Origin of the sequence: Treponema sp. OMZ 906 (genome assembly GCF_024181185.1) — a bacterium.
Classification (GTDB): Bacteria; Spirochaetota; Spirochaetia; order Treponematales; family Treponemataceae; genus Treponema.
Window position 1 is genome coordinate 2,345,276 of the sequence record NZ_CP051196.1, and the last position, 18,874, is coordinate 2,364,149.

The window sequence follows — 18,874 nt, forward strand, 5'->3', positions numbered from 1 at the left end:
ATGGACAAACTTATACTGAAAATAGGAAAAAATGTCAAGCATTTCAGAGAAAATTACACGATCAGACTTGCAGGTATCTTATTTCCCTGCCGGAACCTCGCCTTCTTTTTTCCCTCGATTTGCAAAATTATAGAGATATCGCTTAATTTTTTGACTGGCAGTCTTCTCAAACCCTTCGACCGGTTCGATCTTATCGATCCGCGACATCTTATTCACACTGGAATTAACGAAAAATTTAATCTCGTTTAAAATTTCCGCTCGTTTATAAGCCATCGCATCCGTCAAGCCGGAAACAGCGCCTGCTACGGCGGATTGCAGATTTTGAATGGCAGAGCCTTCTTTGTTTTGATTCTGTTCTTTTTGCACCTCGGCTGCGATTTTTTCTTCATCAAGCTGTACGTAGGCGACAAGAGAAGACTTTTCTCCTTCAACCACGAGTGATTCCGTTACGAGCGGATGCTGATTCAGCACAAACTCAATATCTTCGGGGTAAATGTTCTCACCGCTGGCGCCGAGGATCATGTTCTTTGACCGGCCTTTAATCGCTAAATGCCCTCTTTTATCCATCATAAAAAGATCGCCGGTTTTGAACCAGCCGTCTTCGGTAAACGAATTTTTTGTGAGTTCAGGGGCGCGATAGTAGCCTTTCATCACATTTGGTCCTTTGACCAACAGTTCCCCGATACCGGTTTTGGGGTCAGGGGTATCGATTTTAACTTCGACATCGGGGATAGCGTAACCGATCCAGCCCGGAACGCTTTGGCGGACGGTAGAACCGGCAATAAGCGGCGCCGTTTCCGTTAAACCATACCCGATAACATACGGAAATTTAGCATCTCTCAAGAATTCCTCAACGGTCGTATCGGTTTTCGAGCCGCCCAATCCGAAAAATTTCAGGTGTCCGCCGAACGTTTTTTTCAGCTGCTTTCCGGCAAGGCGGTTAAGGAGTTTCTTGCCGAGCTTAGTATGATACAGCCATGCACGGAACGGCGAGGAAGTAAGCGCAGGAAGTATCTTATTTTTGTATATTTTTTCCATAACGATGGGAACGCTTAGCATCATCGTCGGGCGTACCTTCGTCAAAGCAGGAAGGAGTATCCGCGGCGATGGGATTCCTTCGAGGTAATACACGCAGGCGCCGTTCAAAAAGAACATCAAAAAGCCAATCGTAAATTCATATACATGAGAAAGCGGCAGAATGGAAAGCGCCCGGTCATACTCGTTAATACGCTGGCAGGACTGTCCTGCGATTGCATTGCAAACGAGGTTTTTATGCGAAAGTTCCACACCCTTGGAACGCCCCGTCGTACCGGACGTATAAATAACGGAAGCGGTATCGTCTTCTTTGCAGGTATGAGGCGGAGGGTTGCCGTTTCTTATTTCCGTACCCTTTTTAACTGAAAAGTCCTGAATATCGATGAGAACGGAAACGGTGTCGGGTACTCGGCTCATCAGTTTTTCCGAAACGATGATCATCGTCGTCTCGGAATGCTCCAAACAGGCCTTGACCTCTTTGTCGGTAAAATCGGGCAGCAGCGGCACGGCAATGGCACCCATCGTAACAATCGCAAAATAGGCGATCCCCCAATGAGGAACGCTATGACTGTAGATTGCAATCTTATCGCCGGGGTTAACACCGAGACAGTACAGACGTTGCTGCAGCTGCTTTATCTGCTCACCGGCTTCATTGTACGAAATCGGTTCTCCCGACACAAATGAAAGTGCTGGGCGTTCCCCAAATCGCTTGATGCTATTTTCCAGCATCGCTTGAAAGGTATAATGTTTTAGTTCATTGATTGTTTGCATAGGCAGTTTTCTCCCTACAAGGCAGGGCATCTCTAAAAAGATTCGACTTCCAGAGGTTTCCCGTTACTTTTTACTATTTTTTTTCGTTACCGGAGCCGCTGCTGTCGCTTCTCGTTCTGCAAGACGTACTCCTTGCGCTTTTAATCCCTTTTCGGGATAATCCGCGGTTTTGAAACGCTCCTCGGTCTTCTTTGTTCGAGGTTTAGGCGCGTATTGCACTGTAAACTCGAAATTTTCTGCCGTGCCCGCATACAGCACAGTCGCCGTATCCGGTACAAACAGGTAATCGCGGTTCAAGATATAGGATTCAACCCGTGCCCGTTTAATATACGGATATTGCGTTTTCTCATCTTTATAAATAACCGTAAAGAGGATTTGTGACAATAATTCTTTTTCCGCAAAACCGCAGTACCACATACCGGTATCGACAAAGAGCCGATCGGGCACATCCAAAATGGTGTATACTCCGCTTTTACGCAGGATAAAAATGCGGTCATATGGCGAAACTTTGAGTATTTCTTTTCCGGTAGTTACGGCGGTGCCAAGGTAGCCGGTTGTTTCATCATAGCGGAGCGATAAATCGCGGTTAACCGCTTCTTTCACATCTACTTTGGTAAAGCCGGTAATCTCTGTTTTGCGTGCCGTAACTTCGGGCGGTAGCTTTGCGAGTATCCCGTCAAGGACGCTGAGCGCATATTTTTTGAGATTCTTTAAAAGACGGGCAATCTCTTTGAGCCGGGCGGAAATTTCCTGCACTTCGGCACGGTTTTTTTGAATGTCGTAGAGCGAAATACGCCGAATGGGGATTTTGAGGAGCCGGTCTACATCGTCTTCCGTTACTTCCCGTATCAGCTCTGCCTTAAACGGTTCAAACCCTTTGATAACCGCCTTAATGACCGACTCGGCAGTTTTCATCGTTTCGATCTTTTTATAAATCCGCTCTTCGATAAATATCCGCTCGAGTGTTCTGAGGTGTAGCCGGTCGGTCAGCATCTCCTGCTCATACAAAAGTTCATCTTTCAGTAGGGCGGTCAGTTGTTTTGCGTGAGTTTTAATCACCTCGGTAACAGTCGTCTGTACCGGCAGATTGTCTTGAATGACCAGCAAATTACAGGAGATCGATTGCTCGCAATCGGTAAACGCATAGAGCGCATCGACAACATCCGCTGCGTACACGCCGCGCGGCAGCTTGAGTTCTATTTCTACTTGTTCAGCCGTATAGTCGTTAATTTCCGAAATTTTTACCTTTCCCGACTTCGACGCCGATTCTATCGAAGCAATTAAACTTTCGGTAGTGCTGCCGAAGGGGAGTTCGCGGATCACAATCCGTTTATCGTCGGAGGTGTCCAACTTTGCCCGCACCAGCACCTTGCCCTTGCCGTCCTGATAGTCGGACACATCGATAAGCCCACCAGTCTGAAAGTCGGGATAGAGCGTAAAGGATTGGCCGGAAAGGCAGGCTTTTTCCGCCTCGATGATTTCGCGGATATTATGCGGAAGTATCTTGGTAGACATACCGACGGCGATTCCTTCCGCCCCGATGAGCAGTACGACAGGCAGTTTGGCGCGGAATACAACCGGCTCCTTATTTCTGCCGTCATAAGAAGGAACATATCGCGTAATATGGGGATTAAACAGGATATCTTTTGCAAATTCGGTGATGCGGCATTCGATATACCGCGGGGCGGAGGCTTCGTCCCCCGTAAAGAGGTTGCCGAAGTTCCCCTGCTTGTCGATAAAGAGGCTTTTATTGGCGAGTACCGTCAATGCGTTCCCGATGGAAGCGTCCCCGTGCGGGTGATACTTCATACAGTAGCCGACAACATTGGCAACCTTATGGAACTTTCCGTCATCCATCTCAAAAAGAGAATGCAGAATACGCCGTTGTACCGGCTTTAAACCATCCTCTACATCGGGAATTGCACGGTCACGGATAACATAACTGGCATACTCTAAAAAATTCGTGTTAAATAAACTTTCTACATAGTCCATACAAGGTTGTTAAGCATAGCGGAAAAACCCGACATTGTCCAGATTTAGCCTACGGTGAAATATTCCGTACACTTTCACGCACAATCAGTTCACAAGGGATGACAACTTTTACCGGAACTTCTCTGTCGGAGCGGATACGGTCGGCTAAGATACCGACGGCTTGCCTTCCCATTGTCCGCATGTGCAGACTGACGGTGGTAAGCGGCGGGACCATATATTTTGCAGAAGATATGTCGTTAAAACCGACAATACTGATTTGATCAGGTACCTTCCATCCCAATTCATACGCAGCTTTATATGCACCGACTGCAATAGAATCGTTTACGACAAATACGGCAGTCGGAGGCTCCTGTTGTAATAAAAGTTGTTTCATAAGGGTGTACCCGCACTTAGGGGAATAATCTCCCTTACACAAATACTCCTGCCGCCAAATGTTATATTTTTTCATATAATTTATGTACACTTCTGAGCGGATATCAGGTACTTCGTTTCCGTCATAATCGAGTTCCGTACCGCCGCCACCGACAAAGGCTATTTTTGAATGGCCGTTTTCGCGCAAATAATCGAGTACACCGATGACGGCTTTTTCCATACCGATAACCACAGAATCAAAACGGTTTTCATCGGGGTTGCAGTCTACAAATACCACCGGTTTTCTTAATGCGGCAATTTTTTCCACAATGGAACGGCTAAAGGTGCCAAGGCAAATCAGCCCATGCATCGACGGTACAAACCCGTCAAGTGATGCTATTGAAACGGCAATTCGCACAAAACCTTCATCTTCCATTCTCTTTTCGGCAGCAACACGTACTGCTAAATAAAACGGATCGGCAAGTTCTTCTTCGTGGGAATATGAACTCAACAATCCTATTTTTAACTTATTTTTTTTTCGTTTTTTATTGTTCCGTTCATACTCAAGACTTGCCGCCGTTTCAAAAATACGGCAACGAGTTTCATCAAGAACACTGAGTGTTTCATCATAATTTAAAACACGCGATACGGTAGCAGCCGAAACACCTGCTTTCTCGGCAATATCTTTTATTGTAGCCATTACGTTACCGTATCATAACTCTTTTTTAAAACGCAATAGCTTTTTCAATTTCAGCTCCGAGATGAGTACAGCGCTTAAAATCAATAGGGCGCCGCACAGTACTCGAAATGAAAGTTTTTCGTGTATCAGCAACACGGAAAAAAGAGTGGCAAACACCGCTTCCAGCGACAAGATGATAACAGCCTGTACTTGCTTTACATATCGTTGTGATGAGGTCTGTAAAAAATAGGTAATTGCCGTGCTGACAATACCGAGATATAAAATCGATAATAAAGCATTTTTCCTCCACACTATTCCCGCCATTCCGCCGGTAAACGGCAAGGAAATACAGGATAAGACAAAGGCAGTTGTTATCTGGACAAAGCTGAGGATATCAGTTCGATAATGGGGAGCATATTTACCGGTAAAAAAAACTTGACAGGCAAAAAAGAATGCGCCGGCAAGCGAGAGCGTATCTCCGATGCCGATAGTAAAATCTTTTGTCAATGTTAAAAATCCTGCTCCGGCCATCGCTAAAATCATACCGGCGAATTCACGCAGTGCAGGGGGCTTTTTATATGCACCCCACACGAGGAAGGGAACAAAGACAACATTCGTCGCTGTTAAAAATGCGTTGTTAGACAGTGTGGAAAACTTTAAACCGATCGTTTGTAACGTAAACGCAAGAAATAAGCACAGCCCCATGATAACACCGGCTATCACCTCTTGCTTTAAAACGCTCTGCAAACTTTTACGTGCAGCAAAAAACATAATGATTGATGCAAGAAAAAAACGCACCGCCATAATTTGCATCGGCGTAAATGCGGTCAACGCAAGATCTACGGCAAGAAACCCTGCACCCCACAATATGGTAGCCGATAATAATCCAACAACGCCTAAAAGCTCTTTATTCATAATTGTAATCCTACGGGAAACCTATAAACCTATCCGAAGTTATCGGATAGGTTATAGTCGATAACTATAAGCTATCTTGCAAACTTTGTCGATAAATCCCGCTGCAATTCTGTAGCAATTCTGAAATGTCAATGTACCTGCGCCTCCCCGTATTGCATTATCACTTTTTTGATTCGTGCGGATTTCATACCTGCCGTTCCTCCACCGTGCTTATTGAGTCGTAATAGAGTATAAACCCTTTTTACAGACAGCAAAAACGAGCTAATTACCCATTACAAATTACAAATTAAAACAGCCGCTTTCACATTGGAAGAAACTCCTGTCTGAAGGTGTTTTTTTGTAATTTTTCTCCATATTTCTTAGCCACTTTTACATCCGTGATGTATATAGACAATATGGAGGTGTAAGATGGCTCAAAAACCATTTGAGGAATTAACAATCGCAGACGATTTTATGTTCTGTAAGGTTATGGAACATGAATCTATCTGTAAAGATTTTCTTGAGATGCTCTTTAGCGTCAAGATCGAGAAAATCACGTATCTATCGTCTCAAAACACCGTTACCACTAATTCGGGAGCAAAAACCGTTCGTCTTGACGTATTGGTAAAAGACAAAGCCGGTACATCCTATGATATTGAGATGTGTTTTCCGATAGACGTCCGTGTGTGTCTATCGGAAAACACGAGTTTTGCCATTCGGCAAAACATCGCTGCTGCTAGAACCAGCGGCATCCATGCCGCTGCTGAACCAGACTTTTCGAAAAAAGCCTTCCGTTAGCCTTTTGTAAATAGGCGGAGTAGATGCTAGGAGCGTACAAAAAACACCCGCAGGCGTACTTGCTGTACGTCGAGGACTGTTTTTTGTTAAGCGACAACGCAGATACCCGCATATTTTCAAAAGATACAAAAAAAGATTATATTGAGAATGCAAATGCATTTAACACAACTGATAATAAAGATCTACAAGGCTTTTTACAATATGTAAAAACCGGTAAGATAACAACGGACTATACGGGGAGGATAGAACAGATGATACAGACGGTAAAACAGAACGAATTAGTACGGAAAGAATACCATATCTTACCAGTAGCTCTTATGGATGCTTTCGACGAAGGTTCTCGTCAAAAAGCACTTGAGACGGCACGGCTGATGAAACAAGCAAATTGCGAAATTCCGTTTATAGAGAAGATGACTGGTCTTTCCCAAGCCGAGGTTGAAGCGCTGAACTAATGGGTAAGGGAAAGAAAGCTCCTTCTCTTTTTCGTCATAATCTCTCCACGAAATCCGCCGCCCCCGCAGGGCGGAAACGCATTGTAATTGCAAAATCGTTAATACGGGTTTTGTTTTTATACATTTGTTCTTCGCCGCAGCTGTTGGAACCGAGTCCGCTGTGTTTTGCATCGATATGCACCACTACTCTTCCGGCTTTTTTTATGGTGCCGATATGGCCAGCTTTCTCCAGCGCATCAATTGTATAATCATGCACATTTATTCCTACCGGCTTTTCAAAGCTGAATAATAGACCTTTACCGGAGCCGCTCAACAGGAGCCGTTCGACTTCTTCCCGGTGTCCGTTTTCCTGCGGTTTAACATATTCGGTGTGCATGTCTTGTACCGACGCGGAATACAGGCCCTTTTGAACATGGGCTTTCATATCACAGTAATTTTCTTCGAAACCTAATCCGTACCATGTAACACGGTTGAATTGCAGTGGCATACTGAATTCTATTCCCGCACGCGGAATCATCTGAGGAACAAAATCGGTATACGCAAATGAACGTGCTTGCAGGTCAAATTCAATCTCCCCGTCCGGAAATATTCGGTAACGGTATTCGCATTTAAATCCGAATGCTTGATTTAAAAAGGAGAAATGTGTGGAAATATGTACCGCTACATAATTTTTCTCGGAACTGTAGGTAAAGGCTTCCAACTGTTCTTGTTGTTTATGTATAAAATATTTCTCCTTCCAATCTTTAACTTTATACATATCGTTGTCTATCAACGCGCGCCGGACATTCGGGGTAAAACCTTCACATAGATAGCTTATTCCGTCTACCGTATATTCAAGCAGTCTACCGGTTACCTTGCAAAACGCTACCTGCACCCCATTGCCGGACACAGTAAGTTTTGCCTGTCCATCTGATATCTGCAAACCGTGTTCCGTGTCGTGTAAGCGCTGCCGGGGTATCCGCGCGACCGGTAATAAGAGCTGCCGCTTTGCAACAATAAAACCCGAATCCGCATATAAGGTCTTGTGTTTATGCGTAAATTGTATATTCAGATAATATGCTTCAAATGATTCTTTTGGTAAGGAATAGGGAATACAGATTGTCTCTTCCTTCCCCACAGCGGCGGTCAACATATCGATTATGCCGCTTTCATATACCGTACCGTTAGACACAACCTGCCAACATAAAGCAATATCATGCAAATCCGTAAAATCGTAGCGGTTCAGGATTGTAATCAGGCCTTTAGCAAGATCTGCCGGACGACAATCTACCGGAGCAATAACTTCTTTATAACACAAAAGGCCTGTTGAGGGCGTTCTGTCCGGCATTAATAAACCGTCGATACAAAAATTGGAGTTAGTAGGTTCGTCACCGAAATCACCACCGTAATAATACGTTATACTCCCATCTTCTTTTGTGATTTGAATTCCGTGATCATACCATTCCCAAATAAAACCGCCCTGCAATCTTTTATACCGGCGGAACAGGTTCTGGTATTCTTCAAGATTACCCGGCCCCGTTCCCATCGCATGAGCATACTCACAAAGCAGATGAGGTTTACCGTGCGCGTCATTGCCTTCGGCAATTTCCTGAAGCCGATTTAAACGGGTGTACATTGTTGAATACACATCTGCGGTTTCCGCATTACTATCACCCTCATAATGAAGGAGCCGTGTTTTATCGAGCAAACGGATACGGTCTGCGGCTTTTTTAAAATTGGTACCCATGCCCGATTCATTTCCCATCGACCACATCAGTATACACGGATGATTGTAATGAGCCTTTACCATCCGTTCACATCTATCGATATAGGCGTGCTCCCATGATGCCGTCTCATTAAGCCAATTCGTCGCTTGTATCCATTCAAACCCGTGCGATTCCAAGTCGGCCTCATCGATAACATATAAGCCGTAGGTATCACACAAATCGTAAAAATAATCTGCCTTGGGATAATGAGAGCAGCGGACGGCATTGATGTTATGCTGCTTCATCAATATGATGTCCTGCTCGACAACGGTCTTATCTACCGTACTGCCACCGGCCGGACTAAAATCGTGCATATTGACGCCGTTCAACAATATCGCTGTTCCGTTTACCGTAAAATTCCCGTCAATAATTTCAATTTTTCTAAAACCGAGCGTCAGCGCTGCAGTGTCAAGTATTCGTCCGTCTTTTTTTAGTTCAAGCTGTAAGCAATATAAAAAGGGAGTCTCGGCAGTCCAGGTATGCACCGAGGAAATTTCTTTGCGTATCACTCTGAGTCCGGAATTGCAGTTATTCGAGCAGAATACCGTACCGCCGTTTTGAACACCATCCTGCATTGTATTACAGGTACTATTTTGAACGGCAGCGTAGCCGTGTGCTATCTCCCGTCCGCTGTCTTTTTCCGACAGATGATATTCTACCGTATAATCTGCACCTTCGGCTTCTGCACTCAGCAGAACATCGGCATATAACACACCGTCCTTGTATCCGTTTTTTAAATCGCCGCAAACAAAGCAAGTAGAAATTGAACATGTACTCTCGTGATACACCGTTACATCGCGAAGTATCCCGCTGAATACCCACATATCCTGCCGTTCCAAATACGAACCGTCAGACCATTGGTAAACTCGTACTGTGATTTGATTTTCACCTATAACCACGCAATGTGAAATATCGAATTCGGAAGCAAGCCTGCTTACTTTGCTATATCCGCAATGAATGCCGTTTATCCATACATCGAATGCGCTGCCGACACCGTCAAACCGTAGTATTGTTTTACCGTCTTGCCACGTATCAGGTACAGTGAAAGAACGGCGATATATTCCGGTTGGGTTTTCACTCGGCACAAACGGGGGATTGACAGGAAACAGATACCACACATCCGTGTAATGCATCTGCCCGTATCCCTGCATCTGCCAGCATGAAGGCACCGGTATCGTATTCCATTCCTTTGTCGTAAAGTTTTTTTCAAAAAAACCTTCAGGTGAAAATTCCGGTGCACGCAGATATAAAAAGTCCCATGTACCATTCAGCGATATATCGGTAGGATGCATACCGCTGCGCATAAGGCGTGGCTGTGCTTCCCTCCGTCCAATGTGTAAAAGCGTTTCATCTTCCCATCGTTTTTTTTGCCGTTCCATCTACGTCCTTCTTCAGGGTAAACGTATCAGACTCTCTTTTTAACACCCCGCAAAATCAGGCGGCTGTTCAAGCAGAGTTGAACCTCTTCGCGGTTCAAATGCTTGTCCAGCCGCCTGATTTTGCGATTTTTATCTATTTGTCTGATACGTTTACCCTACTTTTAATATAAACTGTGAAATTCTTTTTCGAGTTGCAAAAATACGCAGGCGGGCCATGTGAAGGCCTGATCGTCGTACCCGCAGCCCGTAAACGCATCGTAATTTTCTGCCATTAAACCGATTTTTGTTACCTCAAAAAAACGGTACGCCAAACGTTTTGCGAAATCGGGATATCCGTTCGCTCTTAGGGCATCGATAAACAAATAGGTTACAGGCGCCCACAGGGGACCGAGCCAATAGCCGCCCTTCTTATATAGCAGACTGTTTTTTTGCTCGGTAGTGAGTCCGAACGGAGCTTCAAAGTTTTGTTCCAAATCATGCACTAATGCATCGGCAATCCGTTTATCCATACGGTAGGCAATAACCAACGGCAGATACATCAGCAGCGAGTGCCCCGTTCCAATTCTACTGCCCGTACCGGTATTCCATGCATGAAAAGCGCCATCCTCATAAAACCTGTCCATAAGGCTGTCAAAGAGTTCATCCGCCCGCCGCTTCCACTGTGCAGCCTCCGTATCATTGCCAAGCCTTTGCGCAAAGGAGGACAAGATATCCATTTTTTGAATGAGGAAGGCGCTTAAATCGGGAGATTCCACCGGAACGCCTTCATGGAAAACGGAAGCATTATCCCAGCCTGAATCGTTACCGTGATAGTACAACGGGAAAGCGCTTCCGTTCGGACGGCGGTGGTCAAGCCAATAAAGAGCGGCGCGGCAAAAACTTTTATACGCCGGTAAAAAGTATTCCTGCCGGGAAAAAAGCGGATCCGCTTCCAGCAATTTATTATATGCCCACGCATGAATGGGCGGTTTTAAGCAGTTAAATGATGCAAAGGCATTATTTACATAGTCGGGATAGGCGCCGAAAGAATCCTGCGTGTCAAAAAATATTTTCAGCTGTCCGTAGGCTTCTTTCGGATACGCGCCGCCCAATGCAAGCGCCGTAAAACAATTGTCCCAGCTCCAAATATTAAACATGGTGTTTTTAGACATATACACGGCATCGCAGGTTAATGCTCCCTGCGCATGGACGGTATTGTTCCATACAATATAACGGGCAAGCGAATGACTTTCTTGATACGCCTCGATGAAGCAGGGAAAGCGGCGTTTCCATTCATCATACTCGGCTGCAAGCTGTTGCTCCGCTTTATCAAAGTCGTCCCTTGTGCACACATCAGGACGAAAAGAAACGGTTGTGCTTCTAAGCACGGCGCAGGCAGCTTGCCCATCGGCATTAACCGTAAGTACAGGACAGGCACTTCCTCGTACCGTCCACTTTGATTTTGCAGTACAGCGCCCTTCCAAAACCGACATGCATATTTTTAATTGTTTATCATACAGCTGATGTTCATATTCCCCTTCGGAAACCTGCACAAGCGTATCGTATGCGCCGTCCGTAATTCCTTTTAAACGGATGGTAAAACCGGCAGCTTTGATAAACAGCCGATCATCCGCAGTACATAACAGCATAACAAAACAGGCGGCATCATCTTGAGCATGAAATGAAAGAACGGTTTCCGTTCTTTCGCATATCAAGTTTTTCCATACATAACCGTCTATCGAAAGTTCATAGATATTTGAATCGGCACCGTCCCCTCCGTGAAGATCCCGTATATATACTTTTCCTTCATTTTCCGAAACGGCAAAATACGAACCGCGTGCACTGAAAGGTACCATATCAATGCTATATGCAAAACCGTATGTATTCATTTTATTGCTCCTGAGGTGCCTTCGATAATGTATTTTTGTGCGATCATAAATAACACAATAGGCGGGATAATCATAATGACGGTAATACACAAAATGGGAATAATCTGCGTATCATGCACACCTTTAAACGACGCAAGTCCCAACGCGAGCGTATACTTTGCTCTACTCTGCAAGAAAATAAGCGGGCCGAGATAGTCGTTCCATACCGTCAGCATATTTAAAACTGCAACTAAAATAAGTTGCGGTTTTAATATCGGCATAAAGATCAGTGCATAAATCTGAAACGCATGGGCACCGTCGATACGGGCGGCTTCCTCAAAGTCGCGCGGAACGCCCGCTAAAAATTGGTGCATCAAAAAAATATAATAGGCCGAACCGAAGAAGGCGGGCACAATCAACGGCTTTAACGTATTGATCCAACCGAAAAGATTAAACTCCATATACAGTGGAATCATTGTTACATCCCACGGAATCATCATCGTAGAAAGCATGATGATAAACAAAACGGTTTTACCTTTGAACCGATACCGTGCAAAGCCGTATGCAGTTAAAGAACAGGCAATGAGCTGCCCGATCGTCGTCATAACCGTAATAAGAACCGAATTAAAAAAATACAACCCGAAGGGCTGGGACTTCCATGCAGCAGCAAAATTACCCCAACGCCATTCTTTAGGGAAAAAGCGGGGCGGATATGCATTTGCCTCCGCTTCCGTTTTAAACACGGTTAGCAACATATATATAAACGGAAATAAAAAATAGAGAGCGATTGCTATCAGCAGAATGTATATCAGTATTTTACTTTTTTTCGACAGCCTCATGTTTCCCTCTTTTTATTTCTGTTTCATAAAACACCCATGCGGAAGAAGACTTAAACACCAACATCGTCAATATCAAAATAATGATGAACATAACCCATGCATTCGCAGAAGCATAGCCCAAACGGTGATGTTTAAATGCATTGCGGTACACGTACAATCCGTAAAAGTACGTTGCATTTAACGGGCCGCCGCCGGTCAGCAGCATAACCAGTGTCAACTGTTGGAATGCCGTTATCAACGAAGTTATCAAATTGAATAATATGGTCGGTGTAATAATCGGAAGGGTGATACTGAAAAACTGACGCGCAACGCCCGCTCCGTCCAAATCGGCAGCTTCATATAAATCCGCCGGAATGGTTTTGATATTTGCATAAAAGATGAGCATCATCGTACCGACTCCGAAGGCACTTGCTAGCACAACGGCAACCAATGCCCACGACGGATCTAATAGCCACTTAGGGCCGGAGATACCTATTAAAGACAAAAGATAATTGAAGATGCCGTAATCGGCATTCAACAGCCATCCCCACACAATCGAAACGGCAACACCCGAAATAACGGTGGGGATATAAAAGACTGTTCTAAAAAATTTAACGCCCGCGACCGGCTGAGAAATCAACAGTGCCAAAAACAGCGCGAGGCACATATTCAGCGGCACAAAGATAACGGCATATTTTAATGTGATAAACAGCGAACGGTAAAACTGCTTATCCTGTGTGAACATCGTAATATAGTTTTTAAAGGCGGCGAAAACAGGCGGCTTTGTAATAGACCAATCAAAAAAGCTCATAATAAGCGACATCAGCAAAGGCCCTGCCGTAAAAACAATGAATCCTATCACCCATGGAGAAATAAAAAGATAAGGAGCTATTACGCTCTTTTTTTTCATTTTTAAAAATTCCTCCTAATGTCCTTATCTTGAAAAAAAACTGTAAAATTTTAAATCACCATGGGGATGTCTCAAAAGTTGGTTACTTTTTCGACATCCCCACGGTACTTGAGGTTCCGCACTATAGTAGACCTGTTCGGAAACTTCAGTTTCAGAACAGTTTTCCTTAAAATGCGATGTTCTAAATCGTGCTATTTGCGCGATTTAGAACTCGTCGACCTGTTCGATAACGGAGTTATCGAACAGGTCTAGTAAAGCAAACTGCTTTATGTGCTGCGTATTTATTTTATCTCGTTTAGAACGCTTGCACTGCTTTCCAATGTAGTCGGATTAAAGATTCTTTCAAAAGCTAAGGATAACTCATCCGACAGAGCAGACCAGGTAGGGCTTATAAAAGCCGACGGAGTGTAGCCTGCACTATGTTCAAGCATAGTGTAAAAAGGAGCGGTTTTGTCGTCGGTCATAATATCCTCTTCGGCAACAACGGATTTTAAAACGGGAAGCTCATAGCCGATACGCTCTTTGTTTAATTCGGAACCTGTCCAGTATTTTATGAACTCCCACGCAGCGTCCTTATGTTTTGAACTTTTGGCAATCGATACTCCCGAACTGCTGAGGATGCTGACAGAATCTTTGCCTGCTCCTGCAAAGGCGGGAATTTCGACAATACCGTAATTCAAGTTTTCTCGATTAAAACGTGCAATCGCCCAACCCCCGTAAACATACATAGCGGTTTTACCGCCGCTCATTTCGTCCGAACCGCCTTTTTCGGTTGCAATAGCCCATCCTTGTTTTTCCATATTTTGGAACATATCGAATACGGCTATACTCTTGGCAGAATTCAAGTATCCGTCGGTATTTCCGTTGTTATCCATATAGCTTGTTCCGTTGCTCCACAGATACATTTCAAAATCGTACGGATCTGCCTTTAACTGGAATGAGAATCCTTTTACGCCCGGAACTTTTTCGGTGATAAGCTGAGCATTTTTTTGCAAATCATCCCATGTCCAATCGGAAGAGGGATATGCCAGCCCCGCTTTATCGAAAATATCTTTATTAAAATACAGACAGTGTGTGGTAAAACCGACCGGCATACCGTATATTGTTCCTTTCATTTGATTGTACGGCCACAGGGCTTCATAGAAATTTTCTTTATAGGCCTTACCTTCTTTTTCGATATACGGTTCCAAATTTTCCAAGCCTTCATAATAGGCTGGGTAGTTCCACATATACATAACATCCGGTGCGTCGCCCGATCCCATACCGGCGCTGATCTTGGTGTCGTAATCGTCGCCGTAGGCTTCCAATGAAACTTTGATATCGCTATGAGTTTCATTGAAGCGGTCAACCAGTTTTTGCTGAGCTTCCAAAGTTTCGGCGCTGTCCCACGAAGCAAATCTGATTTCCGTTTTACCGGAGGTTTTAGAGTCCTGTTTTGAACAGCCTGTAACGCATACGGCACAGGCAATAATGTACGCCATTACAATGAATAGTTTTTTCATACCTTTCTCCATAAAAGTTTTTGCAGGAAACATTGGTTTCCAAAAAAGTTTTTAGCCGTGCGCATTATGCACACACGTCAATTTACTTAGTAAATATATTGTAAATTTACCAAGTAAATTTGTCAAGTTTTTATTTATGTGGTTTTATGTCTATTGAAAGTTTAATGAAGGCAACTCAAGCGGGGGGCTTTTCTTTTTATCGAAAAAAAAGAAAAGTCCCTCCCCTATTTATTTTAATTGACTTTAAACTTGCTTACTTCGGCAGCAAGACCGGCGATGCTTTCTTTGTTACGCTGGGTAATTTGGTTAACTTCTTGGACAGACGTATTGATGTATGATGCACCCGACGTCATTTCATCCATACTGCCGGTGATAACGCGGGTAAGATCGTCAAGTATCGCCATTTCTTTTGCAGCTTTTTCACCGCCCTTCAGCATTTCCGCGGAACCGCTATTAACTTCTACTGTAACCGTATTGATATTCTTAATTGCGGTAAGCACTTCCCTACTGGCATTTTCCTGTTCGCGCATTGCTTCGGTCAGTTGATTACTCATCATCTTAACCTGTTCCGACAGATTAAAAATAGCATTAAATTTTTCTTCAACGCTTTGTGCCGAATTTGAGAGGCTTTCGATTTCCGTACCGAACTGTTTAAGCGTCGTTGTAATGGTTTTTCCCTGTGTTGCCGAATCTTCGGCTAGCTTGCGTATCTCATCGGCAACAACTGCAAAGCCCTTCCCCGCCTCGCCGGCATGGGCAGCTTCTATTGCCGCATTCATTGCAAGCAAGTTTGTTTGACTGGCAATATGTTGAATAACACCGCTCGCCTCTATTAAGCTGCCCGACTCTTCGGCGATTTTTTGCGTAATGGCATTGGAGCTGTGCAGCGTTTCTTTACCGTCGGAGGTCGCAGATGCAAGTGATTTTATCGATTCATCGGTCCTCTCCAAAGTCTTGGTAATCGAAGCGATATTGGCAACCATCTCTTCAATAGCCGAGGAAGATTCCGAAACGCTCGCAGCTTGAGTTGCAATACTGGTGTTCAATTGTTTAATGGTTTGAATAATCTCTTCAATAGTTGCGGATGTTTCGGTAACGCTTGAGGCCTGAGTAAATATCTTCCTCTTTACGTCCTCAATATGAGTGCTGATTTCATTTGCAGCGCCGGCGGTTTCAGACATATTTTGGGCAAGCTCATCGCCTATCTTTGTCATTGCCCCGGCATTTTTATCAACGGATTGAATAGCTGTTCTGATTTTTCCGATCGTTTGGTTAAAATATTCTGAAAGATTACGGATTTCATCCAAGCCGGTTACCGGCAAACTGACGGTTAAATCACCTTCGCCCTGTGCAATATCTTTTAATGCGGCTGCGACACGTACAATCGGGCTGATAATTCGACGTGACAACCAATACACTACGAGAGCAGCGATAAGCAGCATTGCAATACCGATCAGATACATCCAACGGTTCAATATACGGACATCGCTTAAAAATTCTTTAGCCGGTGCACGCAGCATTACAACCCATCCGGTTTCCATCTTCTTGCCTACGACAAATTGAGCTTCTCCGTTATACGAACCCGAACCGTTCACAACATCATCCGAGCTAAAAACCGATTCGACAAGCACAGATAACGAAGCCATGTCCTTATCGGTCTTCGCAGCCTCGCTAATGGACGTTTTTGCTGTAACGCGACTAAAATCGGTATCACCGATAACTCTCCTACTCGTCCCGACGATAAAAACCGAACCGCCTGCACCAACGGTAACCGTTTTACAGATATCGGAAAGATATTGCCCGTCTATATCAATAGAAAAAAAGCCGCTAATCCGCTTATCTTTATCATACATAGGAATTGCATACGAGATAAGAAAAACATCTTTTCCTGCTTGAAAGGGTTCGGACAAGAACGGTGTTCCGCTCATCACCGTGTTGTACCACGGTTGATCGCCGCAAAAAAAACTACTCCCGTCCGCACGGATGAGGTTGCCGTCCATACCTGCCATACCGTAGTTTTTTACGGAGGGTTGACGTTTAATCAGGAAATCGATTTCTTGCAATCGTTGTTGAATAGTTAAACTTTCATCAAACAGAACCGGCGTATCGGCAACTCCTTCCAACCAGAAGGAAAGATCCTCAATTTCATGATCGATCTTTTCGGCAGTTGTAGTTGCTTTGTTTTGCAGTAATTCCATAACTTTTGCAGTAATGGCCCGTCTGACAATACTGCCTGCCAAAACAGTCTGCAAAATCGATACGGTAACAATAAATATTGCAAAAATAATAATCAGTCTTTTTTGCAAGCCGAGTTGTTTCTTCATTGCTTATCCTCACTCTAGAACACGAATATGGCCGCAAGGCGGTAGAACGATTATTAATTACATAATATCTATTATCATTATCATTATCTATTATATCATGTCAATTATTCCAAGGTAGCTTATAACAAACCTATTTTTAACAATCACAGCCTATTTACCCTACGGCATTTTCGATAATACGGATGAGTAAATCGATCCCTTTATAGATAGAGCTTACGGGGATGCACTCAAAACGTCCGTGGAAGTTAAAGCCGCCGGCAAAGATGTTCGGACAAGGGAGTCCCATAAACGAAAGCCGTGCGCCGTCCGTCCCGCCGCGGATGGGATGGATAATCGGCGTGATGCCGATCTCTTCCATAGACTTCTTCGCAAGGTTGATAATTTCGATATGCGGTTCAATTTGTCCGCGCATATTATAGTAGCTGTCTGTAATGGAAAGCGTGATGATGGCGCCATATTTTGTATTCAAAAAAGCCACGGCATTCCGCAGCAGCGTCTTCTTTTGCTCGAATTTGTCGGTAGAATGGTCGCGGATGATGTACGACATGGATGTGTGATCCACTGCGCCGTTGAGGTGAGTAAGCAAAAAGAAGCCTTCGTACCCTTCCGTATATTCGGGCTTTTGTTCTACCGGCAGCATAGCGTCCAGCTCGCCGGCAACTCGCAGCGAATTGATCATGATATTTTTTGCCGTACCCGGATGGACGTTCTTCCCCTGAATTTCGATTTTAGCGCTTGCAGCGTTAAAGTTTTCGTACTCCAGCTCGCCGATTTCTCCGCCGTCGATGGTATACGCAAAATCCGCTCCGAATTTTTTTACATCGAAGAGGTCTGCACCTCTGCCGATTTCCTCATCGGGGGTAAAGCCGATTTTAATCGTACCGTGTTGCACCCGCGGGTTGTCGCGGAGGTATTCAACCATCCCCATAATGATGGTGATGCCCGATTTATCATCCGCGCCCAAAAGCGTGGTGCCGTCAGTAGTGATAATGTCTTCGCCGATAAGTTTGTTGAGGAACGGAAATTCCTTTACCGTCAGCGAATAGGTTTCGTTCAGTTTAATATCGCCGCCTGTGTAGTGCACAATTTTCGGATTGACACATTTTCCGTCCAAGTCGGGCGCGGTATCCATGTGTGCAATAAATCCGATAACCGGCGCTTTTTTATCGGTGTTGGCAGGGATTGTTCCGTAGACATATCCGTGCGCATCCTGTTCGGCATCGGCTACGCCCAGCTCGTGCAATTCCTGCACTAACATCTTTCCAAGCTCAAGCTGTCCCTTGGTGCTGGGGCATTCGGGGTTATCCTCATTCGATTTGGTATCGACTGCAATGTATTTAAAAAAGCGTTCTACTGCATCCATAACGTATTCCTCCT

The 18,874-nt window shown here is 44.5% G+C and carries 11 protein-coding genes and 1 pseudogene; 1 reads left to right on the forward strand and 11 read right to left on the reverse strand.

The features are described 5' to 3' along the window. Nucleotides 1–78: 78 nt before the first annotated feature. The 4 genes from E4N69_RS10530 to E4N69_RS10545 form a co-directional block, all read right to left on the reverse strand. Nucleotides 79–1,806, reverse strand: coding sequence for an AMP-binding protein (locus E4N69_RS10530; protein ID WP_253823794.1), 1,728 nt, complete (start codon nucleotides 1,804–1,806; stop codon nucleotides 79–81). Nucleotides 1,807–1,869: 63 nt separating this feature from the next. Beyond that, nucleotides 1,870–3,798: a DNA topoisomerase IV subunit A gene (locus E4N69_RS10535; RefSeq protein ID WP_253823795.1), complete on the reverse strand. Its 1,929-nt coding sequence runs from the start codon at nucleotides 3,796–3,798 to the stop codon at nucleotides 1,870–1,872. A 49-nt stretch (nucleotides 3,799–3,847) separates the two neighbouring features. Further along, nucleotides 3,848–4,849: a LacI family DNA-binding transcriptional regulator gene (locus E4N69_RS10540; protein WP_253823796.1), complete on the reverse strand. Its 1,002-nt coding sequence runs from the start codon at nucleotides 4,847–4,849 to the stop codon at nucleotides 3,848–3,850. A gap of 12 nt (nucleotides 4,850–4,861) precedes the next feature. Beyond that, on the reverse strand, nucleotides 4,862–5,743 hold the full coding sequence (locus E4N69_RS10545; RefSeq protein ID WP_253823797.1) for a DMT family transporter: 882 nt from the start codon (nucleotides 5,741–5,743) through the stop codon (nucleotides 4,862–4,864). Nucleotides 5,744–6,151: 408 nt separating this feature from the next. On the opposite strand from E4N69_RS10545, the pseudogene E4N69_RS12830 reads away from it, so the two are divergent. Beyond that, a pseudogene (locus E4N69_RS12830) lies at nucleotides 6,152–6,972 on the forward strand (hypothetical protein). 34 nt (nucleotides 6,973–7,006) lie between these two features. Here E4N69_RS12830 and E4N69_RS10560 read toward each other — a convergent pair. The 7 genes from E4N69_RS10560 to pepT all read right to left on the reverse strand — a co-directional run bounded on the left by E4N69_RS10560 (nucleotide 7,007) and on the right by pepT (nucleotide 18,860). Next, nucleotides 7,007–10,096, reverse strand: coding sequence for a glycoside hydrolase family 2 TIM barrel-domain containing protein (locus E4N69_RS10560; protein WP_253823798.1), 3,090 nt, complete (start codon nucleotides 10,094–10,096; stop codon nucleotides 7,007–7,009). Between the two features lie 161 nt (nucleotides 10,097–10,257). Further along, nucleotides 10,258–11,964 (reverse strand): amylo-alpha-1,6-glucosidase, encoded by a 1,707-nt coding sequence (locus E4N69_RS10565; RefSeq protein WP_253823799.1) that lies wholly within the window; start codon nucleotides 11,962–11,964, stop codon nucleotides 10,258–10,260. Further along, nucleotides 11,961–12,782: a carbohydrate ABC transporter permease gene (locus E4N69_RS10570; RefSeq protein WP_016519051.1), complete on the reverse strand. Its 822-nt coding sequence runs from the start codon at nucleotides 12,780–12,782 to the stop codon at nucleotides 11,961–11,963. The genes E4N69_RS10565 and E4N69_RS10570 overlap by 4 nt, the downstream gene beginning before the upstream one ends. Beyond that, complete coding sequence (locus tag E4N69_RS10575) at nucleotides 12,760–13,671, reverse strand: carbohydrate ABC transporter permease (RefSeq protein ID WP_253823800.1); 912 nt, start codon at nucleotides 13,669–13,671, stop codon at nucleotides 12,760–12,762. Before E4N69_RS10575 ends, E4N69_RS10570 begins: the two co-directional genes overlap by 23 nt. 281 nt (nucleotides 13,672–13,952) lie before the next feature. After that, nucleotides 13,953–15,173, reverse strand: a complete 1,221-nt coding sequence (locus tag E4N69_RS10580) for an ABC transporter substrate-binding protein (protein WP_162664258.1) — start codon at nucleotides 15,171–15,173, stop codon at nucleotides 13,953–13,955. A gap of 233 nt (nucleotides 15,174–15,406) precedes the next feature. Then, nucleotides 15,407–17,497, reverse strand: a complete 2,091-nt coding sequence (locus E4N69_RS10585) for a methyl-accepting chemotaxis protein (protein ID WP_253823801.1) — start codon at nucleotides 17,495–17,497, stop codon at nucleotides 15,407–15,409. 154 nt (nucleotides 17,498–17,651) lie between these two features. Continuing rightward, nucleotides 17,652–18,860: a peptidase T gene (gene pepT, locus E4N69_RS10590; protein ID WP_253823802.1), complete on the reverse strand. Its 1,209-nt coding sequence runs from the start codon at nucleotides 18,858–18,860 to the stop codon at nucleotides 17,652–17,654. Nucleotides 18,861–18,874: the final 14 nt, after the last annotated feature.